The 15,877-nt window shown below is 32.1% G+C and carries 17 protein-coding genes; 5 read left to right on the forward strand and 12 right to left on the reverse strand.

All coding sequences use genetic code 11. The annotated features are described in order from the left end of the window. Positions 1-133 precede the first annotated feature (133 nt). Both HMPREF2597_RS01855 and HMPREF2597_RS01860 read right to left on the reverse strand, forming a co-directional pair. The gene (locus HMPREF2597_RS01855) at positions 134-1,696 is read right to left on the reverse strand and encodes an SLC13 family permease (RefSeq protein WP_002477936.1); all 1,563 of its coding nucleotides are present in this window, start codon (positions 1,694-1,696) and stop codon (positions 134-136) included. Between the two features lie 135 nt (positions 1,697-1,831). Further along, the gene (locus tag HMPREF2597_RS01860) at positions 1,832-2,917 is read right to left on the reverse strand and encodes a glycosyl hydrolase family 28-related protein (protein ID WP_012990794.1); all 1,086 of its coding nucleotides are present in this window, start codon (positions 2,915-2,917) and stop codon (positions 1,832-1,834) included. A 117-nt stretch (positions 2,918-3,034) separates the two neighbouring features. On the opposite strand from HMPREF2597_RS01860, the gene HMPREF2597_RS01865 reads away from it, so the two are divergent. The 3 genes from HMPREF2597_RS01865 (at position 3,035) to HMPREF2597_RS01875 (ending at position 6,395) form a co-directional block, all read left to right on the forward strand. Next, on the forward strand, positions 3,035-3,589 hold the full coding sequence (locus HMPREF2597_RS01865; protein ID WP_002477934.1) for a cysteine hydrolase family protein: 555 nt from the start codon (positions 3,035-3,037) through the stop codon (positions 3,587-3,589). A 54-nt stretch (positions 3,590-3,643) separates the two neighbouring features. Beyond that, positions 3,644-4,573, forward strand: coding sequence for a manganese-dependent inorganic pyrophosphatase (locus tag HMPREF2597_RS01870; protein WP_002461385.1), 930 nt, complete (start codon positions 3,644-3,646; stop codon positions 4,571-4,573). 442 nt (positions 4,574-5,015) lie between these two features. Further along, positions 5,016-6,395, forward strand: a complete 1,380-nt coding sequence (locus tag HMPREF2597_RS01875; protein ID WP_002477933.1) for an aldehyde dehydrogenase — start codon at positions 5,016-5,018, stop codon at positions 6,393-6,395. Positions 6,396-6,489: 94 nt separating this feature from the next. Here HMPREF2597_RS01875 and HMPREF2597_RS01880 read toward each other — a convergent pair whose 3' ends face one another. Next, complete coding sequence (locus HMPREF2597_RS01880) at positions 6,490-7,524, reverse strand: 6-phosphogluconolactonase (RefSeq protein ID WP_002477932.1); 1,035 nt, start codon at positions 7,522-7,524, stop codon at positions 6,490-6,492. A gap of 125 nt (positions 7,525-7,649) precedes the next feature. Continuing rightward, positions 7,650-7,823, reverse strand: coding sequence for a hypothetical protein (locus tag HMPREF2597_RS12530; protein ID WP_002461390.1), 174 nt, complete (start codon positions 7,821-7,823; stop codon positions 7,650-7,652). Between the two features lie 311 nt (positions 7,824-8,134). Between HMPREF2597_RS12530 and HMPREF2597_RS01885 the strand changes: the two genes are divergently transcribed. Next, complete coding sequence (locus HMPREF2597_RS01885; RefSeq protein ID WP_002477931.1) at positions 8,135-9,175, forward strand: C45 family autoproteolytic acyltransferase/hydrolase; 1,041 nt, start codon at positions 8,135-8,137, stop codon at positions 9,173-9,175. Between the two features lie 384 nt (positions 9,176-9,559). On the opposite strand, the gene HMPREF2597_RS01890 is transcribed toward HMPREF2597_RS01885, so the two are convergent. From HMPREF2597_RS01890 to HMPREF2597_RS01900, 3 genes are all read right to left on the reverse strand, one after another. Then, entirely contained in the window at positions 9,560-10,399 is an 840-nt protein-coding gene (locus HMPREF2597_RS01890; RefSeq protein WP_002461393.1) for a DUF4097 family beta strand repeat-containing protein, read from the reverse strand. Next, positions 10,399-10,953: an HAAS signaling domain-containing protein gene (locus HMPREF2597_RS01895; protein ID WP_002461394.1), complete on the reverse strand. Its 555-nt coding sequence runs from the start codon at positions 10,951-10,953 to the stop codon at positions 10,399-10,401. Before HMPREF2597_RS01895 ends, HMPREF2597_RS01890 begins: the two co-directional genes overlap by 1 nt. Before the next feature lie 69 nt (positions 10,954-11,022). Continuing rightward, entirely contained in the window at positions 11,023-11,547 is a 525-nt protein-coding gene (locus HMPREF2597_RS01900) for a hypothetical protein (protein WP_002477930.1), read from the reverse strand. Positions 11,548-11,675: 128 nt separating this feature from the next. On the opposite strand from HMPREF2597_RS01900, the gene HMPREF2597_RS01905 reads away from it, so the two are divergent. Next, the gene (locus HMPREF2597_RS01905; protein ID WP_002461397.1) at positions 11,676-12,233 is read left to right on the forward strand and encodes a thioredoxin family protein; all 558 of its coding nucleotides are present in this window, start codon (positions 11,676-11,678) and stop codon (positions 12,231-12,233) included. A 93-nt stretch (positions 12,234-12,326) separates the two neighbouring features. Here the strand turns inward: HMPREF2597_RS01905 and HMPREF2597_RS01910 are convergent, their stop codons facing one another. Genes HMPREF2597_RS01910 through HMPREF2597_RS01930 form a run of 5 tightly spaced genes read right to left on the reverse strand, consistent with a single transcriptional unit; the run spans position 12,327 to position 15,872 of the window. Further along, positions 12,327-13,055, reverse strand: coding sequence for a phenol-soluble modulin export ABC transporter permease subunit PmtD (locus HMPREF2597_RS01910; protein WP_002477929.1), 729 nt, complete (start codon positions 13,053-13,055; stop codon positions 12,327-12,329). After that, the gene (locus HMPREF2597_RS01915) at positions 13,055-13,927 is read right to left on the reverse strand and encodes a phenol-soluble modulin export ABC transporter ATP-binding protein PmtC (protein WP_002461399.1); all 873 of its coding nucleotides are present in this window, start codon (positions 13,925-13,927) and stop codon (positions 13,055-13,057) included. Before HMPREF2597_RS01915 ends, HMPREF2597_RS01910 begins: the two co-directional genes overlap by 1 nt. Before the next feature lie 18 nt (positions 13,928-13,945). Continuing rightward, positions 13,946-14,611 carry a phenol-soluble modulin export ABC transporter permease subunit PmtB gene (locus tag HMPREF2597_RS01920; protein WP_002477928.1) on the reverse strand — a complete coding sequence of 222 codons (666 nt, stop codon included), beginning with the start codon at positions 14,609-14,611 and terminating at the stop codon, positions 13,946-13,948. Continuing rightward, positions 14,608-15,495, reverse strand: coding sequence for a phenol-soluble modulin export ABC transporter ATP-binding protein PmtA (locus tag HMPREF2597_RS01925; protein ID WP_002461402.1), 888 nt, complete (start codon positions 15,493-15,495; stop codon positions 14,608-14,610). Before HMPREF2597_RS01925 ends, HMPREF2597_RS01920 begins: the two co-directional genes overlap by 4 nt. Next, entirely contained in the window at positions 15,492-15,872 is a 381-nt protein-coding gene (locus HMPREF2597_RS01930) for a PSM export ABC transporter transcriptional regulator PmtR (RefSeq protein ID WP_002461404.1), read from the reverse strand. Before HMPREF2597_RS01930 ends, HMPREF2597_RS01925 begins: the two co-directional genes overlap by 4 nt. Positions 15,873-15,877: the final 5 nt, after the last annotated feature.

Here is a 15,877-nt window from a genome sequence, read left to right on the forward strand (position 1 = left end):
GAAAATATCTTACTGCTGTTTTTCTGAGATTTATACCCAGACCATATTTTTTGTAATTTATATCCCTACCTGTATTATTTTAAATTTTTATCTTAAACTGTATTTTCTTGTATTAATATTTATACTTTAGCCATTATTTTAATGGTAAAGCTTTTGAAATATCAATACCTAAAATGATAGGCATAAAGAAATAAACTACAATAATGATAAGTACGGCACTAATGAGATTGACCCAAAAACCTACATAAGCCATTTCCCTAATTTCTAATTTCCCAGTACCAAACACGATTGCATTGGGCGGTGTTCCCACAGGTAACATATAAGCACAGTTCGCTGCCATAGCTGCAGGAACCATCAATAATAATGGGTGTACATCAACAGCTACAGATAATGATGCCAATATTGGTAATATCATCGTCGCTGTTGCTGTATTGGAAGTTATTTCTGTTAAAAACAGGACAAATAATGTAATAACAGCTACAATAATCATCGGGCTAACACCATCTAAAGATTTTAATTGTAAACCTAACCATTTAGCCAAACCACTCTCTGATATCCCTTTCGCTAAAGCTAAGCCACCACCAAATAAAATTAGTACTCCCCATGGTAATTCTTTAGCCACTTCCCAATCAATGATTCGTTGAAACTGTTGTTTGTTCTTTGCGGGTATAATGAAAAGTAGCACTGAAATAAATATGGCGATGGTACCATCAGCTATTTCTGACGTTACAGACCAATTATTCAATAAAAATTCACGCGAAATCCAGAGTAAACTTGCAAATACAAATATAGCCTGAACAACCTTTTCTTCGTACTTCATTTTGCCAAGCTCATCTAATTTCAATTGAATCAATGATTGTCCACCAGGCAAATATTTCATATCATGTTTAAAAGCTACATATCTTAAATATGCCCATGTTAATGCGATAAGTATAAATACAGTTGGAATACCAATAATCATCCATTTAGCAAAACTAATTTCTTGTCCAAAATGTTGTTCAAATTGTCCTTTCAAAATTATTAATGGTGGCGTTCCTATCAGTGTGCCAAGACCACCTATCGTTCCTGCATAACCTATCGCTAATACTAAAGACTTTTCAAATTTGTGTAAGCTGACTTTGTGTTTTTCTTTATCATTCAATTCATTTGCTTCTTTAATTATAGCTAGTCCAATAGGAATCATTATCATGACAGCTGCTGTGTTTGACACAAACATTGATAGAAACCCTGTTGCTATCATAAAACCCAATAATATTTTGGCTGTACTTGCCCCTATATACTTGATAATCGTTAAGGCAACACGTGTATGCAAATTCCATCTTTCCATTGCAATAGCTAGAATGAAGCCACCTAAAAATAAGAAAATAATATCATTGCCATATTCTGATGATACAGCTTCAGGTGATAACACATGACCAATTGGTAATAAAATTAGCGGTAAAAAACTTGTTGCTGCAATCGGAATTGCTTCTGTTATCCACCAAATTGCAATCCACACAGTTATTGCTAATACAAAAACCCCTTTTTCTGGCAAAGCCGGTGGATGAAAGAAAATTAATATTAAAGCAAAACATAGCGGCCCTAAAATAAGTCCTAATAATTGCCCTAAATTGTAAGACTTTTTTGTACTATTTTGCGAGAAAAATGTTAAATAACTTGATGTTCGTTGCTGCGAGTCATTTTTTGAAAATAACATCGCTTCCACCCCCTACATCTTTATGTTAATTATCAAAATATTCACTTAATAGATGATAATTATAAGTATTATACCATATAAAAAAACACCCTTTTGAAAATTAATTCAACAGAGTGTTCGAGTAAATAAATTTTATTATTCAATATTAATTAAATTTATATTGATTTCTTCAGTCTGATTTATGGTCACGTCTTTGGCATCTTCAACATGTATCGTTTTTTCAGCATTATCAAATGTATTAGCCGAAATGCAAACAGTTTGATGCTTCACATTATTATAGCTGCGTATGTGAATAGCATCTTTAGTCATCTTACCTTTAAAATGATTGTTAATAATATTGATATTTCTACCTGCCTCTGTTTGGTGTTCCTGCCCTAGCATATCAGCCGCATTTTTCCCATCTTTCACTGCTAAAAAGCGGATGCCTCCAGCACAGCTAATAAAATGATTATGCGCAATAAATGTATCTTTCCATTTCAATGGTGTCACTGCATAGTCAGTCATGCCATCAAAAACATTATTATTTATGTGAACATTTTCATAAAAATGTTGATAACGACTCGCATGAGAGCCAATCGCCCGATTCCAAGGACCCATGCCAGCTGTTTTAGATTTTCCAAAGTAGCAATTTTCTATCACTACATTTTTAGTTATCGTACCATCACGCGTTCCAAATTTTGGAAATGCTCCAGGCACTTGTATATCGAGTTGAACAGCTTCTGAAAACCAGCGATCTCCATCTACATCTCTAAATCCAATAAATCGACATTGCTTAATATACAAACCATTGATTCCACAAGCATCAATACAGTGGCCTCCTACAACATTTCTAATGGTGACATCCAACAACTGTATATCTTCAGCATGTCCAAAACAAAGTGCGGTATTATTATAGGGACAATTTTTACCGTTCATATCAAAGGTGCCCCCTTTAATATGGATATGACCATTACCACGATATTCATGATAGAAAATATATGGTTTCCCATTTTTCAATAAGGCATCTTTACCTGTTCGCAATAAAGTGGTTTGCTCATCTAGCAATAATGTCGTTCCTTCATAAATAACTAATGCTTTATTTATATGAAATTCACCCGCAGGTATATAAACCGTTTGTCTTCCTTTTCTTCGATGTGCAATATTAAGTGCTTTTTGAATCGCCCGTCTATCTGCACGTCGATTCTTGCCTTTCAACCCATAATCTTGTGCATTGATAATCATATCGCACCTCCTCAAAAAAAGTTGTAACTGCAGTGTCCTATGGCTATACTTATTACTATAAATACATCATATCACATTACACGTTTTTCTTTATTTTAAGCAATTTGGGAGGCAAAAATGATTAAGAAAGCATTAATCGTAGTTGATTATTCAAATGATTTTATCGCAACTGATGGAAAATTAACGTGCGGACATCCAGGCCAAGCCATAGAGGAGTATATCAAATCCCGATTGGAAGCATATCATGCCGCACAACAAGACATTATTTTTACAATGGATTTACATTACGAAGAGGATATTTATCATCCAGAAACCCATCTTTTTCCACCACATAATCTTGCGGGCACACATGGACGAGAATTGTATGGAACGATAGGTGATTTCTATAAGCAACATCAAGATCAAAAGCATATTCACTATCTCGATAAACGTAGATATGATTCTTTTTATGGTACACCTCTTGATTCTCTTTTACGTGAACGGCATATTGATACCATTGAAATCGTAGGTGTGTGCACTGATATTTGTATTCTTCACACAGCGATTTCAGCATATAATTTAGGCTACAATATTCATATACCAGCCAAAGGGGTCGCTTCCTTTAATCCAGCTGGACATGCTTGGGCGTTGCAACATTTTAAAAATACATTGGGCGCAGAGGTAGAAGAATAATCTGAAAACGTGCTAAAATAAAAGATATCATATTTAGTAAGGGAGAATAAAAGCATGACAAAAACTTATATATTCGGGCATAAAAATCCAGATACTGATGCAATTTCATCAGCTATCATTATGGCAGATTTTGAACAACTCAGAGGTAATACTGAAGCAACTGCTTATCGTTTAGGTGACGTAAGTGCAGAAACACAATTTGCGTTAGATCATTTTAATGTCAATGCACCCGAACTTTTAACAGATGATTTGGAAGATCAAGATGTTATTTTAGTTGATCACAATGAATTCCAACAAAGTTCAGATACGATTTCTGGTGCTACAATTAAACATGTTATTGATCACCATAGAATCTCTAACTTTGAAACAGCAGGACCTTTATATTATCGTGCTGAACCAGTGGGTTGTACAGCTACTATTTTATATAAAATGTATAAAGAGCGTGGTTTTGAAATTAAACGTGAAATTGCAGGACTTATGGTGTCTGCAATCATTTCAGACAGCTTATTATTTAAATCACCAACTTGTACTAAAGAAGATGTTGCCGCTGCTCAAGCACTAAAAGACATCGCTCAAATAGATTTAGATAGTTATGGTTTAGATATGCTTAAAGCAGGCGCATCTACTACAGATAAATCTGCTGAATTTTTAATTAATAAAGATGCAAAATCTTTCAACATGGGAGATTATGTCACTCGTATTGCACAAGTTAACACAGTAGATATTGATGAAGTATTAGACCGTAAAGATGAATTTGAAAAAGTAATGTTAGAAGCAAGTGCCAATGAAAAATATGATTTATTCGTGTTAGTTGTCACTGATATTATCAATAGTAACTCTAAAATATTAGTTGTTGGTGCTGAAAAAGAAAAAGTTGGCGAAGCATTTAATGTTAAGTTAGACGACGGTATGGCATTCTTAACTGGTGTTGTATCACGTAAAAAACAAGTTGTTCCTCAAATAACTGAAGTTTTAATTAAATAAAAATTTTACAGTTTAATTGAATATTAATTAAGTAACGATTTTCATTGCTCATGCTGTGGAAATCGTTATTTTTATAGTGAGTCAATATTTATATCATTTTTTCACATTACATCCTCCTACCCTAAATGCAAACACAAAAACTGAATTAGTATGATTATAATGAGCCATATATTACAATGACAATGATATGTATTTATCTTATTAGACATGCTTTTATGGTCAAAACGTAATTATGAGTTTATAAAAAATGAGTCTGGAACATCATTATGTTTTAAACTATAAACTAAATATTGGCAGTAATTGACTTGATTGAAAGTACGCTGATACCAAGCTTTTTTCAATCCTAGTCAACCTTGCCGGACGAGACTACGAATTCATAATGAATCCTGTCCCACTCCCCATGTCATTAATAATATTGATATAGAAAAAAGGAGGCACTGCATTGAATCACATAGAACAAAGATTTAATGAGAGCAAACAATTTTTTAATACTCAAGCTACTAAAAATGTTAAGTTTAGAAAACAGCAATTAAAAAGTTTGCGTAAAAATATTAAAAATAATGAAAAAGCATTACTAGAATCATTGAAAAAAGACCTAGGCAAAAGCAATGTCGAAGCCTACGCGACTGAAATTGGCATCGTACTAAAAAGTATTAAGCTCGCACTCAAAGAATTAAAATCTTGGACTAAAACCCAACAAGTCGATACCCCATTATTTATGTTTCCAACAAAAAGTTATATTATGAAAGAACCTTATGGTACTGTCTTAATTATCGGACCTTTTAATTATCCTGTTCAACTAGTATTTGAGCCACTCATAGGTGCCATAGCAGCTGGTAATACGGCTATTATTAAGCCATCCGAATTGACACCACACACTACCGAAGTCGTTAATCACATCATTGAATCGTCTTTTGAACATCGGTATATTAGTATTGTTGAAGGTAGTATTGATGAAACTCAAACGTTGCTTCATCTCCCCTTTGATTACATTTTCTTTACAGGTAGTGAAAAGGTTGGACGTATTGTTTATGAAACAGCTAGCAAACAATTGACTCCTGTAACCCTTGAATTAGGAGGAAAATCACCTGTTATTGTCGACGAAACTGCGAATATTAAAGTAGCAAGTGATAGAATAACCTTTGGAAAATTTACAAATGCTGGACAAACGTGCGTAGCACCTGATTATATATTAGTAAATAAAAAAGTAAAATCTGCACTAATTACAGCATTAAAACACTCTATTGCAGAATTTTATGGCAAAAATGTTCAAAACAGTCCTGATTATGGGCGCATTATTAATGACAAACATTTTACTAGGTTAAATGAATTATTAAATATTCATCGCAATGAAATTATTGTTGGAGGGACTAGCGACAAAGAAGACCGATATATTGCGCCTACATTGTTAGAAAATATTACCCCACATTCTAAAATTATGGAAGAAGAAATATTTGGCCCTATTCTACCTATCATTGAATACGATGATTTTAATGAGGCATTAGATATCGTGCGCGCAAAATCAAAACCTTTAAGTTGTTACTTGTTTAGTGAAGATGAAAATAATACACAACGCGTACTGAATGAATTATCATTTGGTGGCGGTGCAATTAATGATACTTTAATGCATTTAGCTAATCCAAATTTACCTTTTGGAGGCGTTGGTGCTTCAGGCATTGGACAATATCATGGTAAATATTCATTTGATACATTTAGTCATGATAAATCTTATATATTTAAATCGACACGTTTAGATTCAAGTATGATTTATCCACCTTATAAAGGTAAATTAAAATACATTAAAGCGTTTTTTAAAAATTAATAAACAAGCCCAATAACTACAAGGCAGTTTTGATAGATTGACTATCATGACAACATATGCCAATGTGTTATTGGGCTTATTTTTATCTATTATTTCAATTTAAAAATGTGACACAAACACCTTCTGGAGCAACATGTGTTGAATCAGTCAACAATAACTTTCCAGTATCATGATTGCGTTCAAAGACTGTGACAATGCCTCCATCTTCTTGATGTGCACAAACAATGTAATCATCTGAAGCTGTTATATTAAAGTCTCGAGGAAATACGCCGCCACTTTTAACGATATCAATTAACTCTAGATGTGCACCTTCGTCACTTAATTTAAAAATGGCAATGCTATCATCTCCCCTATTACTCACATAGATAAAACGTTGGTCGTGAGATAAGCGTACTGATGCTAACTTCGTTTCATTTTGTAGCTGTTCTGGTATTGTTGAATGACGTTCTAATTCATGAAACTCGCCATTTTGATAAGTTGTCACACTGATGATATTTGATAATTCATGTACCACATACGCATATTGTCCATTGTTATGAAATGCGATATGACGAGGCCCATCTGCATCATTAAATTGTGATACTGCACTTTCTTTAAATCCTTTATCACTGAATTCATATGTGATAATTCGATCCGCACCCAAATCAGTAACAACAACAAAGCGTTGATCTGGTGTCTCATGAATAAAGTGTGCATGTGAGTGTTCTTGACGTTCATGAGAACCAAGGGGATAATGGAGTGCTAATTCATCTATAAGGTTGATAATATGGCCTGTTTGAGTATCCAATTTATATAATCTCAAAAGTCCAGCACTATATACTGCCTCAAAAAGGTATTCACCACTTGTTGATATAGATATATAACAACCTGTCCCTTCCGTTGATGGCAGACATTGATTCATATATGTTAAAGAGCCATCCGCTTCCTTTTTAAAACTTGCAACACCACACTGAGCATCCTCTTTTGTGATTGCATATAAATAATCATCTGTCTGAGCCAAATATGTTGATGCTTCAATGTTGTAACCTGTTTCTAAAAATTTGATACGCCCTTGTACATCATCTAATTCATAACGATAAATACCCTTTCCGTTATATTTCGTATATGACCCAATATATCCAATTGTCATAACTATCATCCCTCCAAACTTCTTATTTACTATTCTATAAAAGATTACAATTAAATAACAACTATTTAACAAATAAAAAAACAGCGTCTGTAACACTAACAGACACTGACTAAAACAATATAGAATTAAGCATTATTTCCTTCAATATCAGAAATAATTTCTTTTGTTTTTCTTTCGATATCTTCAAAATCTTTTTTGAAAATGTAAGCAAAAGCTACAAAACCTACACTTACAATGACAGTTGTAATAGCCACTAAGCTAAATACAAATTTAAATAATCCTTTAATAAAGTTCCACATTGCGATTTCACCTCTATTTAAAAATAAGCATATTTACAATATATAATATTATCACATATGCATTTACCATTAAACTTATACCCTTATTCTGATATAATAATCAAAAGCTTATCACAATATTTTGTTACCAATTCCACCAATTAATAATAGCATTTTTTACTTTATTATAGGTGTTTCCATTCATGAAAATCACCTCATTAATTATGATTAGCAATATCTAATGCTGTTATTTATTATAAATTCATTATTGTGAAAAATACAATTAATAACATATTACAATTCTGTAATAAATTAACTTGTGGAGGTTTACAATGCAACATGTTCAATCTGAAATTATGACACATCGTGGCTCGCACTATGATTTAGGTGTTAAAACAGCTCAATGGTTACGTAAAACCCCTTTACTAAAAAATAGAGAACAAGAGTGGAAGAAACGCATGCCAAGATTTGATATAGATGTTAAAGAAACGTATGGCGTTTTTCAAACATATGCGCCAGAAATATGGCAAGAACTAACTGGAATGCAAGATGTATTAAATCTTCCAAGTAAACAAATGGTCTTAAATTTCGCACATTATCGTTTTACTGATTTACCAGAGAGCGGTTGTACCGTCTTTCAAGGCAAAGATTATATGGTCAGAAATTATGATTATCATCCTGCAACTTATGATGGTCGTTACTTATTATTTCAACCGAATGATGGTGGTTTAGCTCAAATTGGACCTACATCCAGAGTGACAGGTCGAATGGATGGCATGAATGAAGCTGGCCTAGTAATGGGGTACAATTTCATGCATCGTAAAAAGCCAGGTAATGGATTTGTATGCTATATGATTGGTCGCTTAATTTTACAATATTGTAAAACTGTTGATGATGCAATTACGTTTTTACAAGAACTTCCTCATAGAAGTTCTTTCAGCTACATAGTTATGGATAAAAACTTAAACCATGCAATTATTGAAGTCACGCCTCGCAGTTTCAACGTCCGTTATGATAAAGTATGTACGAATCACTTTGAACTTTTAACTCACGAAAATAGAAATTATACGGCTGAATCTCAAGCTCGCCTTGAACGTACTATCAGCCAAACATCACAATCACTTGACAAACATCAAGCATTCAAACTATTTAATGATCCTCAATATGAAATATATAGTAAATTATTCAGAAGTTGGTCTGGTACGATCCACACTTCTATGTATGAACCACAATCTTTATTTGCATGGATGACTTTAGGTGAAAATAAAGCGCCACGCGTTATTGATTTTCAAGCATGGTTAAACGGCACGCCGCTATCCTTTAATCAATTTGATGGTCGTTTAGATACTGATTTAACCTTTGCTACTTATTAATGAAAAAACATTAAATAACGTGTTTACTTCTATAACGAATAAACAAAAGAGAATAAGTCTCTGACAACATATAATTAAACATTAGGAATTAGTTTAAAGTATTTAGACAAGGCTTTTGAGGGTTCAAGATGTGCTGAAACTATTACCAATGAAAGCAAGTCAATAATACGAACGATCGTTAATAAAGAAAAGAGCGGGACTACGAGTTCATGATGAATTCGCAGTCCCGCCCTGGCAAGGTTGACTAGGATTGAAAAAGCTTGGGTACAGCGTACTTTCAATCAAGTCAATTACTGCCAATATTTAGTTTATAGTTTAAAACATAATGATGTACCAAACTGAACTGTTTTCTAGGTATCATGTTTTAGACTCTGTGTCATCTAATTATTGGATTATTATATCTCCATCAGTTGTATAAAACTCTAAAATGTTGTGACTGATACCTACTTTTCCTTCTTTAAATGCTGACTGTGTGACAACACTTTTACCGTGACCTGGATGAAGTTTTAATAATGTGTTTTTTGGCTTTCGTTTATATGCAAAATTAATGTCTCCATTTTTCGTAGCTGCTTTCAAATTTGATTGTCGCGGCATATCTTCAAATCTTATATCTCCTTGATTAGCAAGAAAAATAGAATCATTCATTTGGCTATTTTCAATGTTAAAGCCCCCACTGTCTACTTTAAAACGACTTGACCGCATCTTACTGTTATTGATGTTCATATAATAATTATCGCCATTGATTTCAGCATTATCGAAATGACAATTGGTAATATTTATGCTGTCAACCCCTTTATAAATTGTTGTCTCAGCTGACTGAATACCATCAATAATTAACTTATTGTTTGGAGCATCGATCGTTAAATGCTTTAACATTTTAGATGGTACCTCTATTTCAATCATATAATTAATGGTTCTAAATGGATTGACATTAACACTATAACCTCTATTTGAAGATTTGGTTTGCATTACGCGCAATGTACCTTTGTATTTATGCATAGTTACCTTATTATCACTGTAATATTTCACCTTAAATTGTTTACCTTGCTTTATATGAACGCCACCAGAAGCTTTAATTGATAAACTTTTTATTTCATTTGCATCATAAGACTGAGTATATTTCAAATTTTTATATTTTTCTTTATCATGCATAAACCATGATAGTGTACCGCTAATGAAGAAAATAATAAATATAGCGATACCTGCAATCATTACTTTTTTCATTATTGGACGCTTCCTTTAACCGTTTTAATATACCACATTAAATATTTAATAATTAAACGATAAATTAAATTAACCAGTTTTAATGCTAAAACGATAAATATTAATCCCAATCCTGAATATGAAAGCCCAAATAAAATATTACTCAATGAATCTGGAATGTGTCGCCACAAACTTACGAGCATTAAAATGATAGGTGTTAATGTTAGAACACAAGCCATTACCAATATAAGCATTAAAATCATCCCAACAATTAATGTAGGAATTAAAATAAATAGCGTCGATAATACACCTAAACTAAGTGATGCCATAACTGCTCTAACAACATTACGTAGATTAGGACGGAACTCTGCATAACTAATCGCTGATTTCGCTTTAAAATTTTTGGCAATATTTTGCGGTTCCGGCATTTTTGTAACAATTTGTTGTTCTGTTTTCCCTTGTTGTTCTTCAGCCAAAAACATCGATTCATACTTATACATAATTTGGTCTTTTTGTTCTCGAGGCAACTCATCTAATTCAATTTCAAGCTGGTTTAAAAAAGTAATCTTATCCATACGTTCACTCCACTATATCGTTTATCTATATATCATATTTAGTGGTAAAAATTTAATAAGTCGAATGTATTAGCGACTGAAAAATTCTAATCGTTTTACACTATTATCTTTATATAAAATAGATAATTTCATATGATTTTGCTTATCAAAATATGTAATTGACTTATATTTCTTGCCCTGATGTGTTTTTTTATAACTTTCCCCTAAATTCATAATGGCTTGATCAATTGAATCACCAATTTGAACTCCAAAATTAGTAGTAATATTAGAATGATTAATTAACACAATCCCTTTTATTTTATTACTATGCTTTTGAACTTTAACTATAAGATTTTTATACTTTTTATGTGTATAAAAACGATATCTATCTAACTTTATTTTGTGGTTCAGTTGATAATCCGAATTATTGAATTGTTGATTTAGTTGTAAATCATTAATTTTTAGTTCAGATAAATCCACCGACTTTTCATTTTTATAAACATTTAAACTTATTAAAACAATAATGGAACTTATTAAGAATATTAAAAAAACAATCCATCTGTTTTCAATACGCACTTTATTCACCACTTTCTTACTATTTATTAAATATATCATAAGCACTAGCTCGTTGCATTTATCTTTATGGTATCTTTATGAATATCTTATAAAAGAAAGCGTCTTCATTTGTATATTATGCATTTGTTGCTATAATTATATAAACTACTTAATGGGAGGAAATGATTATGGCTAAGTTAGAAACATATTTTAAGCAAAGTCAACCTATTGGTCAGTACATTGATGACATGACAGTAAACAAGGAAAATGTATTGTCAATTTATGAGTCATTCAAGCTACCTAATGATGATCAGCGACTCAAACAGTTGCAACAATCAGCTTACAGCAAAGTATTAGTAATATCAGAAGACTGGTGTGGCGATGCGATGATGAATTTACCTATTCTGAAACGTATCAGCGAAGAACTAAATTGGGAAGTGCGTGTCTTCCATAGAGACGAAGATACGGATTTAATTGATCAATATTTAACTAATGGTACATCTCGTTCGATTCCCATTTTTATCTTTTTAAACGATAACTATGAACAAGAGACCGTTTGGGGTCCACGTGCACAAATTGTTCAAAAATTTGTCGATGACGTTCGTTCAACGCACTTACCTAACAAAGAAGATGCTAATTACGAAGATAAGTTAAATGAAACACATGTTATTATTTCTAATCGTTATAAAACAGACTCTACATTATGGCAAGCTGTTTATGACTCTATTATTACGAAATTAAGTTAATTATCCAATGTAAAAACACCCTAAAAGTTAGAAAAAAGCTAACTTTTAGGGTGTACTTTGTTTCAATATTACTTTTATTATTTTTAATATTTTTTATATATCGCGCTTAGTTGCATAAAACAGTGTTGTTACAAAAAGCACTACAATTGATGCGATTGAGATAAACCACTGCCAATTTGTAAATTCTATATTGCTATTTAATTCTTTTTTTGTTAAATAGCTAAACGGTATATATTTCATCGCATCTTGTATGTGTTCTCCCCATTCTGGAATAAGTCCTAAAAATGGATCAATAAATGGCACAATAAAGATTAAGAAAATACCTATTGTAAATATCACTGCTGGCTTTTGAACAATGAGTGTCAGCAAGAATAATACTAATCCATAAAATAATAAGAAAATCACATAGAACCAAATGTTTTTTAGGAATATATCTCCATCTAATTTATCGCCCTTAGTAAAGGCTTGAATTAACAGCATAGAAATATAAGCTACTCCTGCAAATATAAGTGCTATCAAAATAATTGATATAACTTTCGCCATCACATATCCAATTCTGCTAGAAACTCTGTTCATATAAAGTTGAATTGTCCCTTGTGAATAATCTCTAGTGATTGTTTTAATTACAAAAAGCGTGCCCACAAATAGTAAAGCCCAGTTAATCATTGGAATTAATGACTCATAGTGGACTTTATGCGTATTTTTCATAAACAAGTAGGATACTAGTCCAAATAACCCACCAACAAGTGCAATTGCCACATATGTCAAATAACTTTTTATTATACTAATTAAATCATATTTCACTAGTTGTAAGCTTCTCATTATTTATCACCTCTTTGATTAATATTAAAATACGTGTCGCGTAATGAATTTTTACGTGATTCGATAAACGTTGGGTACACATGACGTTGCGCTAACAATTTAAGTAATTGACTATAATCTTGTTGAATTTTAATATGCAATTCTCCAAGTTCAGCATGTGACTCGAGTACATTGAAATGGTTCTCTAGCACTTCTTTCGCCTCGTCAAACTGCTCTACCTTAACTTTAATAATAGTAGCATCATCAATACTTCCTTTTGTCATATCAACATCTTGTACAAATTTACCATTTCTTAAGAAAATAGCACGATCACAAATTAATTCAATATCTTCAAGTTTATGACTAGAGATAAGTATTTTCATTTGTAGTTCTTCAACTAATGACTTAATTGTCTCAAGAACATCAATCGATCCATCTGGGTCCATACCATTCGTTGGTTCATCTAAAATCAAATACTTTGGTTTATTCATCAAAGAAACTGCAATTGCTAACTTTTGTTTCATACCCATAGAGTATTTTTTAACTTTTTTATTAATATATGATCTCATTCCAAAAGCATCGATAATTTTATCTGAATAACTTTTATCAAATCCATTACCTAATACTTGAGCAAATAATTTCAAATTATCTAATCCGGATTTATTATCATAAAGCTTTGGATGTTCAATTAAATAACCTATATTATCTTCACGATTAACCGCAACTTCTCCTTGATAGTTGATAATATTATTGTTCATCACTTTCATCAATGTTGTCTTTCCAACACCATTTTTACCAATAAGTCCTACAATTTGACTTTCCTTAAAATCAAAATCGATTTGGTCTAACACGACATTATCTTTATATGTTTTGGTGATTTTCTTTAATTGCATCAAATACCTCCTGACTTTTTATAAACGTTTAATGTATTTTAACTGTATGAAATAATTAATAATAAATATGAGAATTGCAATTACTAATAACCCGTTGTTTAAAAAATAAGCAACCTCATTTTTAGACAATTGATTATTGAACATAGCATGATTTAAAACTGTAAAGAAAAATGAATACATAACTGGTATAACAATTAACATGAAGATTAAATAACCAACATAGCTAACGCCTTTTCGCTTATACTCCGTATATTTTGGAAAAGCGATTGGTATAGATAGGAAATTAACAATTAAAAATGAATATGCAGTTGAAATATGCAGTCGATTCATGAGTTCATTATCAATTGTTTGACTATCATATAAACCGATGACCAGTGCTCCAAAAAGTGTTAACAATAAGCACGTAAGATAATTTGCACGAAGCATGTCCTTTTTAGATACGGGCAAACTGGCAAAATATATATAGGCTTGTTGTCCACCTAGTCTTTTATGCACTCTAAACATATGTCCTGCATCAAAGATACTAATTATCATTAAGATAATACCTATTGGAATAAAGATGATAAATCCAAAATCTGTATTTACTGTAATAATAATGTAAATTGGAAAGAACACTAAAAGCCCTAAGTATATGTAAAGGGTCCATTGTCGTAATTTAAAGTTTCGCATCAGAAGGGATTTCATTGTGAATCCTCCCTTACTGATAGATTATTTTTCTGCCCTTTATCTAAATAAATCATTAATTCTTCTATCGTCGGACTATAAACTTCTACATCATGACCAAAAAGCTCTTTAAATGTATTACCGTGACTCGTCAATCCTAAGTAACCAGTGTGGCGTATCTCTTTGTAATCTAGTAGGTCATCTAGTTCGCTATCTAATTGAGCTGCATCACCTTTGACAATATCATATTTTGCTAATAAAGCATCACATTCACCTGTTAATAAGATTTCACCATGCTTTAGATAAACTAAATAGTCGGCAATTTTTTCTAAATCAGACATAATATGCGTTGACATCAATACTGTCTTTTGTTCATCTAATAGTTCATGTTGTATCAATGTCAGAACTTCATTACGAGCTACTGGATCTAATCCAGAGGTAGGCTCGTCAAAAACAAACAGTTCTGCGTGATGACTAAGTGCTAACGCTAATGATAATTTCATTTTCATCCCACTCGAAAGCATCTTTATCTTTTGCTGCTTGTTCAAGTGAAATTGTCTCAAGTAATCGTTAAAACACTTCGTATCCCACTGATTATAAAAAGGTGCCGTATAATACTCTAATTTATCGATTGTCCAATCAGGATTTGCATATATATCTGAATAGACAAAGCCTATTTTATCCTTAATGTACTGTGGTGCATCATCCATAGTACGATTAAAGAGTTGAATTGTTCCACTAGAAGCCTCGAGTAAACCCATTATCAGACGTATGATGGTCGTTTTACCAGACCCATTAGCTCCGATAAAACCAGTGACAAATCCACGTGGTATATTAAAGGAAATATTTTTGAGTTCAATTGATGGATTTTTGTAATTAACGTTGTTTAGTTCTACAACATTCATACTTCATCCTCCTCATAAATCAAAGAGATAATTTCCTTTATTTCTGCTAAAGGCATACCAATCGTTTTAGCCTCTTTACACAATGAATGAGCAAGTTGTTCAATCACAATAAATTGTTTCTCTTTTAAAATAGATTGGTCTTGTTCTTTAACAAAGGTGCCTTTTCCTCTAATTGTAGTCACAAATCCATCTTTTTCTAAATCTTCATAAGCACGTTTTGTCGTGATTAAACTGACTTGTAAATCCTTAGCCAGCTCTCTCATTGATGGTAAATGGCTCCCAGCATCTATCTGACCTGTTAAAATATTTTCTTTTATTTGCTGCTTTATTTGTTCATATATAGGTTGATTAGAGGTGTTTTTTATCAGTATTTTCATGCACG

The sequence above is a fragment of the Staphylococcus sp. HMSC063A07 genome, assembly GCF_001836955.1.
Classification (GTDB): Bacteria; Bacillota; Bacilli; order Staphylococcales; family Staphylococcaceae; genus Staphylococcus; species Staphylococcus lugdunensis.